This is a genomic window from Maritalea myrionectae DSM 19524, assembly GCF_000423365.1.
Taxonomy (GTDB): Bacteria; Pseudomonadota; Alphaproteobacteria; order Rhizobiales; family Devosiaceae; genus Maritalea; species Maritalea myrionectae.
The window spans coordinates 573,445-592,135 of record NZ_AUHV01000002.1; the positions used below are offsets into that span (position 1 = coordinate 573,445).

Sequence of the window (18,691 nt, forward strand, 5' to 3'; positions counted from 1 at the left end):
CACCTTGATGACAGCGAAGACTTACCCCTTTGACGTGCGGCACAAGGATGTGTGGTACATCGCCCTGCCGACTGCGCTTGCCTTTGTCACCGAGCCGTTGCTCGGCATTGCCGACACAACCATTGTGGGGCGGTTGGGCGAAGTTGATCTGTTGGGCGGCCTGTTGTTGGGCGGGCTGGTGTTCGACTTCATGTTCGCCTTTTTCTACTTCCTGCGCATGTCGGTTACAGGACTGACCGCGCAGGCGTTTGGCGCACGAGATCAGGCCAAGCAAACCGCACAATTGGCGCGCGGCTTGGCCATTGGTTTGTTTGCCGGGCTGCTGATCATTTTGCTGGGTGGACCGTTGGCAAATTTTGCCAAAGTCGTTTACGGCGCCAGCGATGCGGTCAACGCCGCCTTCGACCAATATTTCTATATCCGGCTTTTGGCTGCGCCTTTCGCCTTGATGAACTTTGTGCTGGCCGGTTGGTTTTTGGGCCGCGGCCAATCCATCACCGCCTTAATGCTGCAGGCCGGGTTGAACCTGACCAATATTATCCTGTCCTATGTGCTCGTATTCGAGTTCGATATGGGCATTGCCGGCGTGGCCTGGGGCACTGTGATCGCCACAGGCATCTTCATGGTGATCGGTTTGTTTGGCGCTGTGCAAGCGCTTGGTGGCTTTTCCCAATTGGCGCGGCGATTGCACGAAGCCAATTTGTTCGACAAAGCCGAAATTAAAAAGATGCTTTCGCTCAGCAGCAATATTTTGCTGCGCTCGGTTTTGATCAATGCCGTCTTTTCCTTCTTCGCTCGCGAAGGGGCGCAAGCGGGCGATGTTATCCTCGCCACCAACGGCATTTTGCTGCATTTTTTGATGATCGCATCGTTCTTTTTGGACGGACTAGCCGCGGCCTCAGAACAATTATGCGGTAAGGCCATTGGCGCGCGATGGAAGCCTGCCTTTTTCAGCGCGATCAAACTGTCCTCCCTTTGGGGCTTCATTCTTTCGGGCTGTCTTTCGGTGATTTTTATCCTGACGGGGCCGATGATCATTGATTTTATGACCACGAGCGACGTGGTGCGCCAAACGGCTCGCGACTTTTTGTGGTTGGCGGCGCTCGCGCCTGTCTTTGGCGTGTTGGCCTTTGTGTTGGATGGAGTGTTTGCCGGCGCGGCCATGGGATCGGACATGCGCAATGGCATGTTTTTATCGGCCATCGCGTTTCTGGCCATCTGGGCCATCGCTGTGCCGTTGTTTAGCATCTATGGATTGTGGTTGGCGTTGCATGGCTTCTTTATTGCCCGCAGCGCGATCTTTTTGTGGTTGTTGCTGCGCCGCGTGCCCTCACTCTTTGAAGAAGGCACGCTAGAAAACGCTGCGGCGGGCTAAATCTCCAGCTTGCCGCTGGCCCAATCGTCGGTTTTATTGCCTGAGATTTCCGACACGCTCTTATAAGAGTGGCGCATCATTTCGCTCACCAAACCCTTTTTGATGCTGGTCATCAATTCCATGCCGCCAAACACGAGCGCGGAATATAGTTGCACAGCATCGGCACCGGCTTCGATTTTGGCCAAAGCGGATTCCGCAGAATAAATGCCGCCCACGCCGATGATCGGCATGTCTTTGCCCACACGTTGGCGCATTTGGGCCAAACGTTGGGTAGAGAAATTGAACAGCGGACGGCCGCTTAGCCCCCCTGCTTCTTCAGCATTTTCCGCCCCTTCCACCAGATCACGGCGGATGGTGGTGTTGGATATGATCAAACCGTCCAGATCAAGCGTTTCGATGACGGCGGAGATTTCGTCCATCTCCGTTTCGTTCAAATCCGGGGCAAGCTTCAAAAAGACAGGTACCCGCACCGATGCCCGGCTGCGTTCGGCCAGCACTTCGGTCAAAAGCCGCTTTAGCGCCTCCTTGCTCTGCAAGTTGCGCAAGCCCGGCGTGTTGGGTGACGAAATATTGGCGGTCAGATAATCGGCGATTGGGGCAAAGCGCTTCACGCCTTCCACATAGTCAGCGACAAAATCTTCGCTATCTTTGTTCGCACCCACATTAATGCCTATGGTGGTGCCTGGCTGCTTGTTACGGGTCAGGCGTTCAAATGCAGCTTCATGGCCTTCATTGTTAAAGCCCATGCGGTTGATCACGCCCATATGCTCGGGCAAGCGGAACAGACGCGGCTTGGGGTTTCCTTCCTGCGCACGTGGGGTAATGGTGCCCACTTCCACAAAGCCAAAGCCAATCTGCATCAGCTGGTTTGGCACTTCGGCATTTTTATCAAACCCGGCGGCCATGCCCACAGGGTTTTTAAGCTCAAGCCCGGCGATGCTGGTGGTTAAACAAGCCGGATCTACATCCTCTTGCTCTGGCACGGCACCAAGCTTCAACGCACTGATCGTTGTGCGATGCGCCTGTTCAGGGTCCATCTTCAGCAAAGCGTCCCGCGTTAGATTTTGAACCAGCGGGTTATTCAGAAATTTGGAAATGTAGGATTTCATTTATCGTATGTCATCGGGCAGGATAAACTGACCGTTCTCATCTGTTTCAAGGTCATGCGCTTTGATCACATGCGCCATATTCAGGTCGGAATAGAGATGAGGAAACAGATCCCCGCCCCGTGAAGGCTCCCACTTCAAATGGTTCTCCACCCGCTCTGCATCAACATAAAGGAGCACAAGCTCTGCCTGCCCTGAAAAATGTTTTTCCAAGGTTTCCCGCAATTGCGCAGCAGTGGAGAAATGCATATAGCCATCATCACGATCAATCGGCATGCCATAGTAGTGGCCCTCGGCTTTTGCCGCCTGATAGTCAGCATTTGGGCAGACTTTATAAATGATCATGAGTGTTAAACGCTAAATTGTTTAATTCAACAAAGGCTTAGTCCTTTCAGACAGAAAGTGCAAGCTCGCTAAATCGTTTTTGCTTTACAAATTTACCAAGAATAGTTACCAAGATATAGGATTTTAATCCGCTTTTGCGAAACTATTCCTGTAAACGACAGGGTCCAACCATGATTTCTCACCGCAATATTTGGAATGCGATTGACGCTTTGGCAGAGCGCAAGGGGCTCTCAGTGTCCGCGCTCGCACGCCTGGCGGGGCTGGATCCGACCAGTTTCAACCCATCGAAGCGCACCAGCAAAGATGGCCGCGAGCGGTGGCCCTCCACGGAGAGCTTGGCCAAGATTCTTGATGCCACCAACGAAGATATGGATGGCTTTCTAATCGGCGGCGGCGTCTACACCCAGCCTGATATTCATGAACACCCTATTCCGCTGTTAGGCTTTGCGCAGGCAGGCGCTGGTGGATTTTTTGACAGTGGCGGCTTTCCCGTTGGCCAAGGGTGGGATGAGGTGCATTTCCCTGTTGGCCCGGATGCAAACGCTTATGCGTTGGAGGTGAGCGGCGACAGCATGTTGCCGCTATACCGCGATGGTGACGTGATTATTGTATCCCCCACAGAGCAGGTACGCCGCGGTGACCGCGTGGTGGTGCGCACGCAGGATGGGGAAGTGATGGCGAAAATCTTGCATCGGCAAACCGCCAATCAGGTGGAGCTGCACTCAATCAATCCCGAACATGAACCGCGCATCATCAAGACGATAGATTTGGATTGGATCGCCCGTATTTTGTGGGCGAGTCAGTAGTTTCCCCTGACCGTTGAGCGATAAAAGGCATCCCCCTCCCCAAAATGGAGAGGGGTTAGCATAGGGGTGATCCCCATTTATACTAGGACGCGAATTTGCCCGCCAAGGCGTCAGCGATCAACTGCTTGGTTTCATTGACGCCATAAAGTGCGATGAACGAGCCGAAGCGTGGACCTTGATCCTGCCCCAACAGCACTTGGTAAAGCGCTTTGAACCAGTTGCGCAGCGGTTCAAATTCGAACTCTTTGCCGATTTCAAACACCAGTGTTTGAATGGCTTCCGCATCGCTTTGATCTTCAACTTCGTCCAAACGCGCAGCCAATTTTTCCATTGCCGCCCGCTCTTGGTCAGTTGGCGCGCGGAACTGTTTGGTTGGCTTCACGAAGTCATCGAAATAGCGAATGGCATAGCCCACCATCCGGTCCAACTCGGGATGCGTTGCCGGTGTCGCCTCTGGCGCATAACGGGTGATGAAGCCCCACAGCACTGATGCGTCTGATGCATTGGCGGCAGAAACCAAATTCAGCAACAATGCAAAGGTCAACGGCATGTCGTGCTTCGGCGGCATGCCTGCATGGATATGCACGGCAGGGTTTTCCAACACTTCAGCGGGTGACTGCGTCTCAGCTTTTGTGCAGAAGGTGTAATATTCATCCACCGCCTTCGGGATCACGTCAAAATGCAGCTTTTTCGCTGTTTTTGGCTTTTGATACATGAATAGTGCCAAGCTCTCGTCTGATGCATAGGTCAGCCAATCTTCAATCGATAGGCCATTGCCTTTCGATTTGGAGATTTTCTGGCCCTGATCGTCCAAGAACAATTCATAGCTCAAGCTCTCTGGCGGCGTGCCGCCCATGGCGCGCACGATGCGCGAAGAGAGTTTGACGCTATCGATCAAGTCTTTGCCGGACATTTCATAGTCCACGCCCAATGCATACCAACGCAGCGCCCAATCGGCTTTCCATTGGCATTTCACGGCACCGCCTGTCACGGGCACGACCACTTCTTCGTTGGTTTCTGGATCGACATAGGTCACGGTGCCATTTTCCACGTCGCGCGCGATCATGGGCACTTGCAACACAATGCCTGTGCGCGGACAAATGGGCAAAAACGGCGAATAGGTTTTCTGCCGCTCTTCACCCAAAGTTGGCAAAATGACTTTCATTACATCGTCATAGACCTCGAGCATGCGCAAAAGCGCCTTATCCAAGCGACCGGAAGTATAATAATCCGTGGCACTGGCAAATTCATATTCGAAGCCAAAATCATCCAAGAACTTACGCAAGCGCGCATTGTTGTGGTGCGCAAAGCTTTCATACTCATCGGAAAATGGGTCCGGCACTTTGGTCAATGGCTTGCCCAAATATTCGGCCATGCGCTCTTGGTTCGGCACGTTGGTCGGCACTTTGCGCAGCCCATCCATGTCGTCAGAAAAGCAGATGATTTTTGTTGGGATCTTATCATTGGTCAAAAGCCGGAAGGCGTGGCGCACCATGGATGTGCGCACAACTTCGCCAAAGGTCCCGATGTGCGGCAGGCCTGACGGGCCATAGCCCGTTTCAAAAATCGCTTCTTTCTTGCCGGTTTTTTCCACACGTTTGAGCACCTTTTTCGCCTCTTCAAAAGGCCATGCGCGGGCATTTTGTGCCGCGTCAAAAAAGTCTGCATCAAAAAGTGTGGGGGTGTTTGCCATTTTGGCGTCCCTTTCCGGAAAAATACTCTGTTTTAATGTGGGGCGCGCACCACATATTCGTAATGCGCGAAAGCCCGTGCCTGCGGCATTTCGCACGTTGCGCAGGTGGCGTCAATAGTATCGAATTTTTTGAAAATGGGTAAAGGCACGTGCAAACGCTTGTAATTGGTGCGCGTGCCGCCTAACTCTTAGTTAGGTTTTGGGGCAAGCAAAGAGGGTTATTATGTCGCTGTCACCGCAAGAAGCATTGATTTATATTATGGTTGTCACATCGGCAGCTGACCGCAAGATGGACGATTCAGAGCTCAAGCGCATTGGCTCGGTCGTGCGGCAACTTCCTGTTTTTAACGACTTCTCCGAAGACAGTTTGCCGCTTGTGGCCGCAGATTGCGCTAATATGTTGGACAATGATAGCGACCTTCAAAGCGTGATCAATGATATCACGGCTGATCTGCCCTCGCATCTAAACGACACCGCTTATGCCTTGGCGGTCGAAATTGCTGCGGCCGATCTGCAGATTCGGCCAGAAGAAAGCCGCGTGCTTGATTTGCTGCGTATGAAGTTTGGCCTTGATCGGCTGACCAGCTCTGCCATTGAGATGGCTGCCCGGGCCCGGCACCGCGTGGTCTAAGGCGATAGGTTTTTCGTACCGCTTCAAACACGCTCACGCAGTGTTGACCGCCATTTGACTTTTGCTGGCTTTTGTCGGCGTGGTAGATAGCGGGTGCGAAAGGAAAACAAATGCCTGAACTTGGATTTAATGAAGGCGCATGGCGCTTTGGCACATTTGCCGGGATTTTGTTGCTGATGATTGTGCTTGAGGCCGTTTGGCCACGGCGCAAACGGCGGCATACACGTCTGCGCCGGTGGGCCACCAATTTCGGGATTTTGTTTTCAGATTATCTTGCGGTGACACTCGTCGTGCTGTTGGTGCCCGTGACCGCTGTGATCACCGCCTTGTTCGCGCAACAATATCAGATCGGCCTGTTCTATTGGCTCGATTGGCCGCTTTGGGTTGAGTGGTTGATTGCATTTCTGGTGCTGGATTTTGTGATCTGGGGTCAACATGTCATCACCCACAAAATACCAATCCTGTGGCGTATTCACCGCGTGCACCATACGGATCAGGACTTGGATGCCAGTTCGGCTGTGCGGTTCCACCCTCTTGAAATCATCCTATCTATTTTTATCAAATCCGCTGCGGTGCTGTTGCTGGGCGCGGGTGCCGTTTTGGTGGTGATTTTTGAAGCGGTTGTGAACGGGTCTGCCCTATTCAATCATGCCAATTTCAAGATCCCGCCAAAGCTCGATCATATGTTGCGTTGGTTTATTGTCACCCCAGACATGCACCGCATTCACCATTCCATCGAGCGGCAAGAGCATGACACCAATTATGGCTTTGCGTTGAGCATTTGGGATCGGTTATTTCGCGTTTACAGTGTTGAACCGGAACTGGGGCATGACAAAATGATCATTGGCCAACCCGACGCGCAGGATACGGGGCCTGAGACGTTTTTGTGGTCGATATTGTTGCCGTTTTTCAAGCGGAAAATGCCTGCCTCAAACGCGCCGCCTAGCGATAAAAATTCACAGGAAACCACTTAAGGTAGAGTTCTGTAAATTTGCCGTTTTCCTGCACGCGGCGCAGGCCAATGTTAATCGCGCGCCGCGTTGCTTCGTTACCGCGTTTGACCGCAATCGTTAAACCCGAACCGAACGCCTCATTTGAAAAATAGGGGCCATCTGCAAAGGTGCAGCATTCGGGGTTTTCATTCAGCCAAAATGACGCCCGCATACCGTCGACAAAGGCGCGATCCACGTCAGCGAACTTCACCGCTTCCAGCGCCTGTTGTTCATTGTCAAAAGCGACGGCATCAAGTGCCTTGAAATGCTTGGCCAGAAATTTGGCTTGGGCAGACCCTTCGCGCACAGCCACCTTGTTTTTGATCACCTCACCTGAGGGCAATTGCCCCTCTGCCCGTGTCACAAAGCGGGCGGGAAATTTCAGATAGGCTTGGGAAAAATCCATCTTCGCAACACTATCCGCATTGATCGCAATGGCCGCAATCACTGCATCACCCTGATTGTTGTTAAGCGCCGTGACCAATTGCTCCCACGGCCAAGATTGCATGGTGCATTTGACGTCTAATTCCACGCAAATGGCTTCGGCCAGCTCAATGTGAAAGCCTGCAAGTTCGCCCTGTGAATTTCGAAAATTTAAAGGCGGGAAGTCAGTAGTGGTCAAAAATCGAATTGCACCAACTTGGCTGGCGTTGAATACATCCTCATGGGCGTCCAAATCCACGTGATTGGGCAAATTTTGCGCCAATGCGAGGCCGGCGAAAACGAAACAAACAAAACCCACGGTTGTGGATAGGGCTGATTTTACCAAACGGTTCAAATACTTATCCATAGTTTCTTTGACTCAGTGGGCGCGGTTTGGCACAGTAAACATTATTTTTTTGATTTTTTATAGTGATTTACATTAGTGCAGATGTGTAGCGATCTGCGAGACGCAGATCTTTTGCAACAGATATTGGCTCCATATCAAGTGGATCGGTCACAGGCCGCTGCGCTCATTTCCGATGCCAACGGGCAGCAGCTGGATGTGTTTCAACTCTGTATCGCCCGATTTGGCATTAGCGAGGCGGATATTTACGCGCGTGCCGCGGCCCTCCTCGGCCTCGCATATCACCCCACAATTCCCGTTGGCACTGTGCAAATGCGCCAAGTTGAACGGTTGGAGCAATTGCAAAATATCCGACAGGTGCGTGGCAAGGTGTTTGATCGGCCATTGATCTACGCGGCGCCCACACTTGAAAAATTTGTCCGCTTGCATGCACAACTGCAGCATTCGCCAGAAATACGCGGCAGGCTGTGCATCGTGCCGTTAAGGGCGCTACGTCAATCGCTGCAGGTTGCGCAAAACCCAGCGCTTTATCGTGAAGCAACCCAACGATTGGCGCGCAGCTGGCCGCACGCAAGCGCCCATCTGGGTTTGGGACGGTTTAAGCGTTTTTTGTTTTTAGGCGCGGTTATCGCGGTTGCACTGCTTTCGGCGTGGAACCCGCCCTTCCTTGCCGTTTTGATCTTTCTATTCTTGGCCCTCCTCTATGTTGGCCCGGCAGCATTTCGACTTTACGCCTCATTATATGGGGTGCTGCTCGGTACGTCTGACGACACAGAGCTGCTCGATGATGAGGCTTTGCCGACCTATACGGTTTTGGTGCCGCTATATAATGAAGCCAATCTCGTGCCGCAATTGGTGCAGGCGTTGCAGGCCATGAACTACCCACCGGAAAAGCTCGACATCAAGTTTGTTGTTGAAGCAAGTTCGCCCTCGACGGTGGCTGCTGTGCAGGCTGCGCTCACCCATGGTGCTTTTGAGCTGGTTGTCGTCCCCGATGGCAAGCCGCGCACCAAGCCAAAGGCTCTCAATTTTGCGCTGCCCTTGGCCCGTGGCGAGCATATTGTGGTGTACGATGCGGAAGACATTCCGCATCCGGATCAATTGCGCCTCGCGGCGACGCTGTTTGCCCAACATCCAGACATCGCCTGTTTTCAGGCAGAGCTCTTGATTGATAATGCCCATGAAACGCCGCTCACAGCCTTGTTTTCGGCAGAATATGCCACCCAGTTTGGTTTGATAATGCCAGCCCTGGCTGATCTCAACATGCCCATGCCGTTGGGCGGCACCTCAAACCACTTTCAACTTGCGGCTTTGCGGCATGTGGGGGGATGGGACAGTTTTAACGTCACGGAAGATGCCGATTTAGGTTTGCGCCTCGCGCGATTGGGCATGCGGTGCGCCATGCTCCCCTCGGCCACGCGAGAGGAAGCCCCGATCAGTATCTGGCCGTGGATTAAGCAGCGCACCAGATGGATGAAAGGCTGGATGCAAACATTGATGGTGCATTCAAGCCAGCTTCGCTTATTGCAATTGCAACTGGGTTGGCGCGACTTCCTTTTCTTCTACCTCTATATTGGCGGCATGGTGTTTGCCGCGCCGATGCACGGCATATTTCTGGCCAAGTTCTCTATGGAAGCCCTATATTATCAAGGCGACTTGCCAAGTCGGCTTGCCCATGCCTGGCCCTATTTTATTGTATTGTCCATGGCCTATGGCAGTGCGCTCATCACGGGCATATTGGGCCTCTTGCGGCTGCGCAAACCTTTGCTGATCGTCTTTCAACTCTTCCTGCCCCTTTATTGGCTGCTCACCTCATTCGCAACATTGCGCGCGGCTTGGCAGCTTGCTGTTGATCCGTTTAAATGGGAAAAAACCGCACACGGCAAAACGCGGGTCGCGCGCAAAATGTGGACATCGCGGCACCGCAAGTCCAAGCGATTGCTGGTGAAATATCGTCGCCTCCTTCGCCGCTTCGCGCCAAAAGACAAGACCACATTTTCCACCATAGATTGATCTTTGTTCAGAAAGCCAATAGGACAAAATATGGCGAGTAGGTAAAAAGAGGCACGCGTGGATAATTTTTTTGATCAAGTCACACAGGCAAAGAAGAACCTAAAATCGATTTTGCCCGCCACGCCGCTGCAGCGCAATGTGCATTTGTCGCAGCAATATGGTGCCGATATTTATTTGAAGCGCGAAGATTTAACGCCCGTACGGTCCTATAAACTGCGTGGGGCCTTCAATTTTATTTCCAAAGCATTGGCGAACCATGAGGGTGCCGAGAAGCCGCATTTTGTGTGTGCGTCCGCGGGCAATCATGCGCAAGGTTTTGCCTTTAGCTGCGCCCATTTCGGCGTGCATGGCACTATTTTTATGCCCGTCACCACGCCAAAGCAAAAGATCGACAAAACCAAAACCTTTGGTGGTGAATTTGTTGAAGTGCGGCTGACGGGGGATATTTTCGATCAGTGCTATGCTGCCGCGCAGGACTTCTGCACAGCGCAAAGCGCCCATTTGGTGCCCCCTTTTGACCATGCGGACATCATTGAAGGCCAAGCCACGATCGGCTTGGAAATTCTTGAGCAGCTTCAAAATGAAGCGCCGGACATGATTATTTTGCCTGTCGGGGGCGGCGGGCTAGGCGCGGGCTTGTTGCAATTGCTCGACACCCTTGCGCCGGACACAGAATTTGTATTTGTGGAACCTGAAGGTGCCCCGAGTTTAAAGCGCAGTTTGGAAACACAAACGCGGGTGAAGCTCGATAAAATCGATAATTTTGTTGATGGCGCCGCGGTTGCGCAGATTGGTGCGCTTAATTTCGATATTTTGAAAGACGTGCCCAGTGATGCAGTGCACCTGGTGCCGGAAAATCGTCTCTGCGCCACCATCAGTTCGCTGCTTAATATTGAGGGCTTGGTGCTCGAACCTGCGGGTGCCCTCTCAATCGATGTGTTGGCAGATTTGCCTGCTACAGAAATCGCCGGCAAGAAGATCGTGTGCATCGTTTCCGGCGGAAACTTCGACTTTGAGCGCTTGCCCGAAGTTAAAGAAAAGGCCATGAGCTATCGCGGCTTGAAGAAATATTTCATTTTGCGGCTGCCACAGCGCCCCGGCGCACTGAAAGACTTTTTGAACATGCTCGGGCCGAATGACGATATTGCCCGGTTTGAATATTTGAAAAAGTCCGCCCGCAATTTTGGTACGGTGCTTTTGGGCATTGAAACAGACGATCCCGCAAACTTTCAAATCCTGTTTGATAAGATGGTGGCTGGCGGATTTTCCTATCAGGACATTACGGAAAATGACCTGTTGTCCAGCTTGATTGTATAATCAAAATGAGTGAACGCGGCTCACCCCTTCGCCATCAACGACGACGCTTTGCTGTGGCGCTGATCGCGCTGTTTTTGCTCGCGGTGTCTTTTTTGGTGATTTATGCCGCTGCGTTCTCCACGTTCAAGTCCAGCGAGCTGGAACGGGCGCAAGGCCGTGCCGAATTCTATCGCACCACATTGGAAAGCGCGTTAGACAGGTTGGAGCACTTGCCCTTTATTCTGGGCCAAGATCCGGCGGTCGTACGCGGTTTGCAAGACCCCGAAAGCCGCTTCGCGCTCAATAGACGGTTGGCAGATTTTGCAGCCCGCGCCAATGCAGAGGCGCTCTATGTGATGGATTTAGATGGGCTAACCATCGCCGCTTCTAATTATAGCGAACCTGTGAATTTTTTGGGTGAGAATTACAGCTTCCGGCCCTATTTCCAAACCGCAAAAAACGGCCAGCGCGGCAAGTTTTTCGCCATTGGCGCCACCACCAAACGGCCTGGCTTTTTTGTGGCTGAGCCAGTGCGCGACAGCACCGATAACATTATTGGCGTGATCGCCCTCAAAATTGAGCTGGATGAGTTGGTGGCAGCGTGGCGCGCGTCGGGTGAGAAGATTTTGATCACCAATCTCGATACGATTGTGGTGCTGGCCAGCCAGCCAGATTGGCAATATCGCACCCTCGCGCCGCCGAGCGAAGAACGGCTTTTGCAAATTCGGCAAATGCGGCAATTTGGGCAAGAGCCGTTGGCACCGCTCGATTGGGAGCGACTGGAAAATGACGAGGTGGCGCTGGCCGGAGAACGACATATCCGTGTGCGCGTGCCAGTGACCAGCCAACCGTGGCAATTGCATTTTATCGTCAGCACAGCAGGACTGCAGGAACGCGCGCTGTTTGTTGTGTTTTTGGCCGCCATCTCGGTGGCGCTTTTGGCGATCATGTTTATCTTTTGGCGCTCAGAACGGCTGCGGCGTGCACTTGATGCATCGCACCAGGACCGCAAACGCCTATTGCGTGAAATCGAAGACCGTAAAGCCACGGAAAAAGCGCTGGCGAAAACGCAAAACGAACTCGAAAAATCAAGCCGAATGGCCGCGCTCGGCCAGTTGGCGGCCTCGGTCACCCACGAATTGGGACAACCCTTGTCTGCCATGCGCAATTATATCGCGATTGAAGAAATGAATGCGGCGCAAAAGCCTGAAAGTTTGGCAACGCGTCTTTCCGGCTTGGTCCGGCGCATGGAGAACATCACCCGTGACCTGCGCTTTTTCGCCCAACCCAAACAACATCAAAAAACCCCATTCGATGTGGCCAAAGCCATCGAAAATGCGGTTGGTCTAACGCGTCATGATTTACAAGCACGGCAAATAGAAATGGCGTTGAACCTGCCCACCCCCGCACCACAAATTTTGGGTGATGGTGCGCGCTTCGAGCAGGTGCTGGTCAATTTGTTGCGCAATGCCATGAGTGCGGTTGATGATGTGCCCGCGCCGAAAATTGAGATCGGTTGGGCACCTGCAGGAGACAACATTGCCATCTATGTGGCGGACAATGGCCATGGGCTGAAGGGCCAGCAGATTGAAGAGCTGCAAGAGCCCTTCCGCACTGACAAGCCTTCTGGCGAAGGCATGGGGCTTGGTCTTGCCATATCCGCATCTATCGTGAAAGAACATGCGGGTGAACTTTTCGCAGTCGATAATGAACAAGGCGGCGCAACATTTACAATTTTGCTGCCTCCCATTTCAAAAGATAAAGGGCAATCTGGCCAATGAGCGAAGCAGAGCAAAAACGGCGGCCCTTCCGTGCCTTGGTGATTGATGATGATAAGGAAATGCGGCTTTCGCTGGCCCATTTGCTGGAGGCTGCCGGATGGCGCTGTGAATTGTTGAGCGGCCCGCCACAGGTGGAGCAAAAGATCAATCAATGGCAGCCTGATGTTATTTTGTCCGACGTGCGGATGCCCAACGGCTCTGGTTTGGATTTGCTGCATTTGGATCAGCAAACCCCGCCGATTGTGCTTATTTCGGCGCATGGTGATATTCCAATGGCCGTGGAAGCCATGCGTGCCGGCGCCTATAGCTTTTTGGAAAAGCCGTTCGATCCGCAACGTCTATTGCGTATTTTAAACAACGCAGCAGAGCGGCATCGGCTAACCCAGAACACCCAGCGCTTGCAGGAGCGTTTGGCCAAGCTTTCCGGCATCGACCGGGTGTTGCTCGGGCAGTCGCCACAATTGCAAACTGTGCGCGAGCAAATCATTGATTTCAGTTCAACCCCTGCCCCGGTTTTGATCTCTGGCGAGACGGGCACGGGCAAAGAGCTTGTGGCCCGCGCCATCCATGATTTGAGTGATCGGGCAGATCAGCCCTTTATCGCAATGAATTGTGCGACCTTTGAAGCGAGCAGTTTTGAGCGCATGGTGTTTGGGGTGCAAAATGAAAGTCTGGGCACGTTCATGCAGGCGGAAGGCGGCACTTTGTTTTTGGACGAAGTCGCCTCGCTCAGCCCGGATATTCAAGCCAAATTACTGCGGGCGATTGAGCACCGTGAAATCACGCCGATTGGCTCAGACAAGCCGCAATCAGTTGATGTGCGCATCGTCTCCGCCTCCAATGAAAATTTGGATGATGCCATCGCCGCGGGGCGTTTTCGGGAAGATCTGTTTTATCGATTATCGACCGTGGTGATCGATTTGCCCAATTTGCGGTCACGGCGGGACGATATTGTTTTATTGATGCAGCATTTTCTGGCGCATTATGCAGCGCTTTATGAAACCACTGTGCCTGAGCTGGACGCGGAAGAGATCGCCACGCTTTTGGCTCATGACTGGCCGGGCAATGTGCGCGAATTGCGCAATGTGGCCGAGCGCCGCGTGCTCTCCGCCCGGCGCGGTGGAGGCTCCATCTCCACATCCATGCGGCTTGAAAATGATATGGGCAATGTGCCCGAAACATTGCGCGAAGCCGTGGCCAGCTTTGAGCGTAGCCTGATCGCTAAGGCCATTCAAACCCATCAGGGGCGCATGGATGCCGTGGCCGAGGCGCTTGGCATTGGACGGCGCACGCTGAACGAAAAAATCGTTAAACTGAATTTGGACAAGTCTGAGCTGTTATAGTTTCGGTTCCCTGTGTATCGGTGGTTTTGTGCCACCTAACCTGCTCAAAGCGATTGCTGTGAGCAACGGCGGCGCTTAAAAATTGGCGCCGCTTCCCTTAAAAACTCACCCTGCGGAAATCCGCAGGGCAGTGGTTTTCCCATCGGCAGTTTTCTTCATACCCAACAGATTTTGTGCGGCCTACTCTCTTGGCAGCACCGACTCGGCTCGTCCGAGTGCACATGGTGCATCGAGATTTGGTTCAGGTATTCCTTGGGAGGAACAAGATGAAGACCATTACGAAAACTGCAGTTGCGGCCCTTTTGGGCATGTCATTTGTCGGCGAAGCTGTCGCTGTTGAGTGGAATGTATCGCTTTGGGGTAAGAAGCGCGCTTTCACTGAGCACGTTGAAAAATTGGCCGAGTTGGTCAGCGAAAAGACCAATGGCGATTTTACGCTCAACCTGTCTTATGGCGGTCTGTCCAACAACCGTGAAAACTTGGATGGCATTTCCATCGGCGCGTTTGAGATGGCGCAATTCTGTGCGGGTTATCACGCAGATAAAAACCCATCCATCACTGTTTTGGAACTTCCGTTCCTTGGCGTTTCGTCTTTGGAAGAAGAAATTGAAGTGTCCATGGCGGTTTATAACCATCCCGCCACGCAAGCCGATCTGGGTCGCTGGAACGCAACCTTGTTGATGCCTTCACCGCTGCCACAATATAATTTTGTGGGCGTTGGCGAAGCGCCACGGAGCCTTGATGATTTCGAAGGTCTTTCTGTGCGTGCCACGGGCGGCATTGGCCGCGCGATGGAAAGCATTGGGGCTGTACCGAACTCTATGTCGGCTACAGAAGTGCGTCAGGCACTGGATTCTGGCGTGGTAAAAGCCGTTTCCTTTGCACCGCACGCGCATATGTCGTTCGGCACCATTGAGAGTGGCGAATGGTGGACCACAAACATGAATCCGGGCACTGTAAACTGCCCCGTTGTGGCCAACACAGATGCCTTGAACAGCTTGTCAGATGAGCATCGTGAAGCTTTGTTGAGCTCCATTCCTGCATCACTGCAGCACTATGTTGATAATTACAACAACAACACCATGGAAGCTTGGGGGCCTGCGCTAGACGAGCGTGGTATTGAACGCATCACCTATACCGACGAAGAGTTGGATAGCTTCCGTTCAGCCGCCGGTAGCATTGCCAAAACTTGGGTTGAAGAAAACAACGCCAAAGGCTTGCCAGCTCAAGAATTGCTGGACCTGGTGAATTCAACATTGGCAAATTAAGGCCGCAATAAACTTCGATCGGCCGCGCTGTTGCGCGGTCGATCTTCCCTTTTCGCTTTTGGTATTCGGGGGAGGACACCATGGCAGGCACTGCATCCGTTCTCACGGACGACAGCCTTTTAAGCCGTCTAGATCAACGGCTCTTTTCCATTGAAAAGATACTCGTTTTTATCGGTGGACTGGCGATTTTTTCGCTGATGGTCCTTGCCGTTTTTTCTGTAGGTGGGCGCAATTTTTTCAACCGTCCGCTTTCGGGCTATGTCGATTGGATCGAGCAAATCATGCCGCTCATTGCGTTTGTCGGCATTGCTTACACGCAACGCGTGGGCGGGCATATCCGCATGGATATTCTGGTCGGGCAGCTCAAAGGTCGCCCGCTGTGGTTGGCTGAATTTGTCGCCACTCTCGCCATGTTGCTGTTGATGATCTTGCTGGTCTGGGGCTCTTGGGCACACTTCCAGCGCTCATTTGATTTTAGCGTGCCGATGTGGAGTCGTGACTCTTCCATTGATATCGCTTTGCCCTTGTGGCCAGCCAAATTATTGGCGCCCGTTGCCTTCTTCATTTTGACATTGCGCCTCACCATTCAATTGGTTGGCTTTGGCCGGGCATTTGCCACCAACGCCACTCATCCAGTGGCAGTGCCGATGGTTGAAGACGCTGCGACACAGGCACAGCGTGAAGCTGAACATGTCTCCGGACTTGAGGAGGACAGCAAATGACCTCGATTGATATTGGTCTCATCGTTACGGCGATGCTGCTCCTGATGGTGATCATCGGGGTTCGCGTTGCTTTTGCTGCCGCCATGGCGGGCGTTACTGGGCTTGTGTGGATCTTCTGGTCCAAAAAGGGCTACGATCCGAACCAGTTTTTCTGGGCGCTCAGTGTTGCGGCGAAAACCGCAGGTCAGGTGCCGCACTCAAAGGTCTCCTCGCAGGCGCTATCGCTTATTCCGACTTTCATTCTGATTGGCTATCTCGCCTATTATGCGGGGCTAACCAAGGCTTTGTTTGAGGCTGCGAAAAAGTGGGTAGGCTGGTTGCCCGGCGGCATGGGCGTAGCCACAGTGTTTGCCACTGCGGGCTTTGCCGCTGTGTCTGGTGCGTCTGTTGCCACATCAGCCGTGTTTGCACGGATTGCCATTCCGGAGATGCTCAAGATTGGCTATGACAAGCGCTTTGCCGCAGGGGTTGTGGCTGCCGGGGGCACGTTGGCATCCTTGATCCCGCCCTCTGCGATTTTGGTGATCTACGCCATTATTGTGGAACAGGATGTGGGTGCTTTGCTGCTGGCTGGCTTTATCCCCGGCGCCGTCTCTGCGCTGATCTATGGCGGCCTCGTGGTGTTGATGGCCACATTCAACAAGAATCTGGGCCCATCCGTGAGCGGCTTCACCTGGGGCGAGCGCTTCAAGGCACTGCCACCTGCGTTGCCGATCTTTGCGGTGGTGATCATCATCATCTGCTTTATCTACAACCCGTTTGGCGGCGACGCGTGGGGCACACCAACAGAAGGTGGCGCGATTGGCGCGTTCATCATCTTTGTGATGGCGTTGATCCACGGCATGAAGTGGGGCCAGTTTAAAGATGCGCTCACCGAATCCGCCAAGCTGGCGGTGATGATCTTCACCATCATTTGGGGCGTGTTGATCTATGTGCGCTTTTTGGGCTTTGCCGATCTGCCCGGTGCGTTTTCTGACTGGGTCACCTCGCTAGATCAGCATCCGATGATCATCCTGATCATGATCCTACTCGCCTATGCGGTGCTGGGCATGTTTATGGATGCGATCGGCATGTTGCTGCTCACCTTGCCGGTGGTCTTCCCGGCGGTCATGGCGCTTAATGGCGGTATGGATGTTACTGCAGCTGAAAGTGCGTTCGGCATGAGCGGTTGGGGGTGTGCCATTTGGTTCGGCATTATTGTGGTGAAAATGGCCGAGCTCTGTTTGATCACCCCGCCCATTGGCCTCAACTGCTTTGTGGTGGCTGGGGTACGAGATGATATCTCAGTGCAAGATGTGTTCCGCGGCGCGACCCCGTTTTTTGTCGCGGATGCGATCACCATTGCGGTGCTTATTGCTTTCCCAAGCATTGTGTTGTGGTTGCCAAGCCTCTTGTTAGGCTAGTCATCTTCCATCGAGACCAAAAGGGCGGGGAAAATTCCCCGCCCTTTTTTCTTTGGTATGTTTCAACAATGTGAACTTAGGCTACGGCGTCGGCACACCGGATTGCGCGGCGTGCCAGGCCACAATTTTGCTGCCGAGGAAGAAGTTGAACCCCATCTTGTCGCTTTTCCGCTGCAGCACAGTTTCACCCGACAATTCAAAAACGGTGGTGCGGCCACCATCCTCCACTACAATCTCAAAATCTGGCGCGACCCTAGGATGTGCATTTGGCCCGGGAAATAGCCGCATGAGCAAACGGGCGAAGGGCCCCGGCTGCACGATCGAAATCTCGCTCGCCACCAGGTCCGCTTCTTGCTGAGAAAGCTGAACAGTTGTGTTGGTTTGAATGTCGGTTACAGTCACTTTTGCCATAGCACTCACCATGTCCCGTTCTTAAAACTGTTCCAGCAGGCATTGCCTGTCGCATCAACTGAGTTTGGGTAGGCGGTGTGGGTCACCACATCATCATATCCATAATAGGGAATGAACCCCAGCGCCCATTTCCACCGCCATCGCCTCTGGGTGAGTATCCGGGTGCACGTCTCTCCGCCCCTCGCGTGCGCGCCGGAAATATAGCCTTTGGCGCCATATACACGGATTTGGTGTGCAAAGCTTGAGGCGTTAAATGTGATTTCGCCAGCCAGTGTTTCAGCAACCGAGCCTGACCCCGCCGTCGTTTTCAGACCTGTGTTGCAACCGCCCAGATAAATGCTCGCGGTGTCGCACCAAGGCACCTTTTTCAGCTCCGCCCCCCAGGTCGCGGCATTTGCTAATTGCAAGCTATCAACACTTGTGGGATTGCCATGGGCGTAAATTTCCACATAGTCGACACACGCATTCGCATTGGCCGCAGATAGTGCTTTGATTTTTGCGACTAAGTCAGCAGCATCGGTATAGCCATCAATAAGGTGATACCCGCTGATCCCCTGCACAGCGTTGTAGTGACTGGCTTGGTTAGACGCCACAAAATCTTTTCGGTCGAAGGCAACAATCTTGAGAGTATTTACCATGACGCCCACCCAGGCGTTGAGAAACATTATTCATTTAATTATCCGGTTATATTATTATCATTTTCATTGAAGATGCAAGTT

General features: G+C 53.0%; 17 protein-coding genes. 11 read left to right on the forward strand and 6 right to left on the reverse strand.

The window, feature by feature from the left end:
• Window positions 1-7: 7 nt before the first annotated feature.
• Entirely contained in the window at window positions 8-1,375 is a 1,368-nt protein-coding gene (locus tag G549_RS18785) for an MATE family efflux transporter (RefSeq protein WP_051213262.1), read from the forward strand.
• Here G549_RS18785 and G549_RS0102955 read toward each other — a convergent pair.
• Window positions 1,372-2,484, reverse strand: coding sequence for a quinone-dependent dihydroorotate dehydrogenase (locus G549_RS0102955; protein WP_036220889.1), 1,113 nt, complete (start codon window positions 2,482-2,484; stop codon window positions 1,372-1,374). The genes G549_RS18785 and G549_RS0102955 overlap by 4 nt on opposite strands.
• Window positions 2,485-2,826, reverse strand: coding sequence for a DUF952 domain-containing protein (locus G549_RS0102960; RefSeq protein ID WP_027833768.1), 342 nt, complete (start codon window positions 2,824-2,826; stop codon window positions 2,485-2,487). It abuts the gene before it with no gap.
• 170 nt (window positions 2,827-2,996) lie between these two features.
• On the opposite strand from G549_RS0102960, the gene G549_RS0102965 reads away from it, so the two are divergent.
• Entirely contained in the window at window positions 2,997-3,632 is a 636-nt protein-coding gene (locus G549_RS0102965; protein WP_027833769.1) for a S24 family peptidase, read from the forward strand.
• Between the two features lie 82 nt (window positions 3,633-3,714).
• Here the strand turns inward: G549_RS0102965 and G549_RS18790 are convergent, their stop codons facing one another.
• Complete coding sequence (locus tag G549_RS18790; RefSeq protein WP_036220892.1) at window positions 3,715-5,325, reverse strand: lysine--tRNA ligase; 1,611 nt, start codon at window positions 5,323-5,325, stop codon at window positions 3,715-3,717.
• A gap of 223 nt (window positions 5,326-5,548) precedes the next feature.
• Between G549_RS18790 and G549_RS0102975 the strand changes: the two genes are divergently transcribed.
• Both G549_RS0102975 and G549_RS18795 read left to right on the forward strand, forming a co-directional pair.
• Entirely contained in the window at window positions 5,549-5,956 is a 408-nt protein-coding gene (locus G549_RS0102975) for a tellurite resistance TerB family protein (RefSeq protein ID WP_036220895.1), read from the forward strand.
• Window positions 5,957-6,066: 110 nt separating this feature from the next.
• A complete protein-coding gene (locus G549_RS18795; protein ID WP_051213264.1) occupies window positions 6,067-6,930 on the forward strand; it encodes a sterol desaturase family protein in 864 nt (287 codons plus the stop codon).
• Here the strand turns inward: G549_RS18795 and G549_RS0102985 are convergent.
• Window positions 6,899-7,738 (reverse strand): transporter substrate-binding domain-containing protein, encoded by an 840-nt coding sequence (locus G549_RS0102985; RefSeq protein ID WP_051213266.1) that lies wholly within the window; start codon window positions 7,736-7,738, stop codon window positions 6,899-6,901. The genes G549_RS18795 and G549_RS0102985 overlap by 32 nt on opposite strands.
• Window positions 7,739-7,861: 123 nt before the next feature.
• On the opposite strand from G549_RS0102985, the gene G549_RS21140 reads away from it, so the two are divergent.
• The 7 genes from G549_RS21140 to G549_RS0103020 all read left to right on the forward strand — a co-directional run bounded on the left by G549_RS21140 (window position 7,862) and on the right by G549_RS0103020 (window position 17,561).
• Window positions 7,862-9,748, forward strand: coding sequence for a glycosyltransferase (locus G549_RS21140; RefSeq protein ID WP_169449598.1), 1,887 nt, complete (start codon window positions 7,862-7,864; stop codon window positions 9,746-9,748).
• A gap of 57 nt (window positions 9,749-9,805) precedes the next feature.
• On the forward strand, window positions 9,806-11,065 hold the full coding sequence (gene ilvA / locus G549_RS0102995) for a threonine ammonia-lyase (protein ID WP_027833772.1): 1,260 nt from the start codon (window positions 9,806-9,808) through the stop codon (window positions 11,063-11,065).
• 5 nt (window positions 11,066-11,070) lie between these two features.
• A complete protein-coding gene (locus tag G549_RS0103000; protein ID WP_051213270.1) occupies window positions 11,071-12,825 on the forward strand; it encodes a sensor histidine kinase in 1,755 nt (584 codons plus the stop codon).
• Complete coding sequence (locus G549_RS0103005; protein ID WP_027833774.1) at window positions 12,822-14,168, forward strand: sigma-54-dependent transcriptional regulator; 1,347 nt, start codon at window positions 12,822-12,824, stop codon at window positions 14,166-14,168. Before G549_RS0103000 ends, G549_RS0103005 begins: the two co-directional genes overlap by 4 nt.
• A 266-nt stretch (window positions 14,169-14,434) precedes the next feature.
• Entirely contained in the window at window positions 14,435-15,436 is a 1,002-nt protein-coding gene (locus tag G549_RS0103010) for a C4-dicarboxylate TRAP transporter substrate-binding protein (RefSeq protein WP_027833775.1), read from the forward strand.
• Between the two features lie 80 nt (window positions 15,437-15,516).
• Complete coding sequence (locus G549_RS0103015) at window positions 15,517-16,158, forward strand: TRAP transporter small permease subunit (RefSeq protein WP_027833776.1); 642 nt, start codon at window positions 15,517-15,519, stop codon at window positions 16,156-16,158.
• Entirely contained in the window at window positions 16,155-17,561 is a 1,407-nt protein-coding gene (locus G549_RS0103020) for a TRAP transporter large permease (protein ID WP_027833777.1), read from the forward strand. Before G549_RS0103015 ends, G549_RS0103020 begins: the two co-directional genes overlap by 4 nt.
• Window positions 17,562-17,642: 81 nt before the next feature.
• Here G549_RS0103020 and G549_RS0103025 read toward each other — a convergent pair whose 3' ends face one another.
• Together G549_RS0103025 and G549_RS0103030 are read right to left on the reverse strand one after the other, a co-directional pair.
• On the reverse strand, window positions 17,643-17,972 hold the full coding sequence (locus G549_RS0103025) for a hypothetical protein (protein WP_156905459.1): 330 nt from the start codon (window positions 17,970-17,972) through the stop codon (window positions 17,643-17,645).
• A gap of 5 nt (window positions 17,973-17,977) precedes the next feature.
• Window positions 17,978-18,610, reverse strand: a complete 633-nt coding sequence (locus tag G549_RS0103030) for a hypothetical protein (RefSeq protein ID WP_156905460.1) — start codon at window positions 18,608-18,610, stop codon at window positions 17,978-17,980.
• Window positions 18,611-18,691 lie beyond the last annotated feature (81 nt).

Bases quoted from the DNA above. Each gene is read 5' to 3' on its own strand.
- G549_RS18785 (WP_051213262.1), top strand. From the start codon at position 8: ATGACAGCGAAGACTTACCCCTTTGACGTGCGGCACAAGGATGTGTGG.
- G549_RS0102955 (WP_036220889.1), bottom strand. From the start codon at position 2,484: ATGAAATCCTACATTTCCAAATTTCTGAATAACCCGCTGGTTCAAAAT.
- G549_RS0102960 (WP_027833768.1), bottom strand. From the start codon at position 2,826: ATGATCATTTATAAAGTCTGCCCAAATGCTGACTATCAGGCGGCAAAA.
- G549_RS0102965 (WP_027833769.1), top strand. From the start codon at position 2,997: ATGATTTCTCACCGCAATATTTGGAATGCGATTGACGCTTTGGCAGAG.
- G549_RS18790 (WP_036220892.1), bottom strand. From the start codon at position 5,325: ATGGCAAACACCCCCACACTTTTTGATGCAGACTTTTTTGACGCGGCA.
- G549_RS0102975 (WP_036220895.1), top strand. From the start codon at position 5,549: ATGTCGCTGTCACCGCAAGAAGCATTGATTTATATTATGGTTGTCACA.
- G549_RS18795 (WP_051213264.1), top strand. From the start codon at position 6,067: ATGCCTGAACTTGGATTTAATGAAGGCGCATGGCGCTTTGGCACATTT.
- G549_RS0102985 (WP_051213266.1), bottom strand. From the start codon at position 7,738: ATGGATAAGTATTTGAACCGTTTGGTAAAATCAGCCCTATCCACAACC.
- G549_RS0103000 (WP_051213270.1), top strand. From the start codon at position 11,071: ATGAGTGAACGCGGCTCACCCCTTCGCCATCAACGACGACGCTTTGCT.
- G549_RS0103005 (WP_027833774.1), top strand. From the start codon at position 12,822: ATGAGCGAAGCAGAGCAAAAACGGCGGCCCTTCCGTGCCTTGGTGATT.
- G549_RS0103010 (WP_027833775.1), top strand. From the start codon at position 14,435: ATGAAGACCATTACGAAAACTGCAGTTGCGGCCCTTTTGGGCATGTCA.
- G549_RS0103015 (WP_027833776.1), top strand. From the start codon at position 15,517: ATGGCAGGCACTGCATCCGTTCTCACGGACGACAGCCTTTTAAGCCGT.
- G549_RS0103020 (WP_027833777.1), top strand. From the start codon at position 16,155: ATGACCTCGATTGATATTGGTCTCATCGTTACGGCGATGCTGCTCCTG.
- G549_RS0103025 (WP_156905459.1), bottom strand. From the start codon at position 17,972: ATGGCAAAAGTGACTGTAACCGACATTCAAACCAACACAACTGTTCAG.
- G549_RS0103030 (WP_156905460.1), bottom strand. From the start codon at position 18,610: ATGGTAAATACTCTCAAGATTGTTGCCTTCGACCGAAAAGATTTTGTG.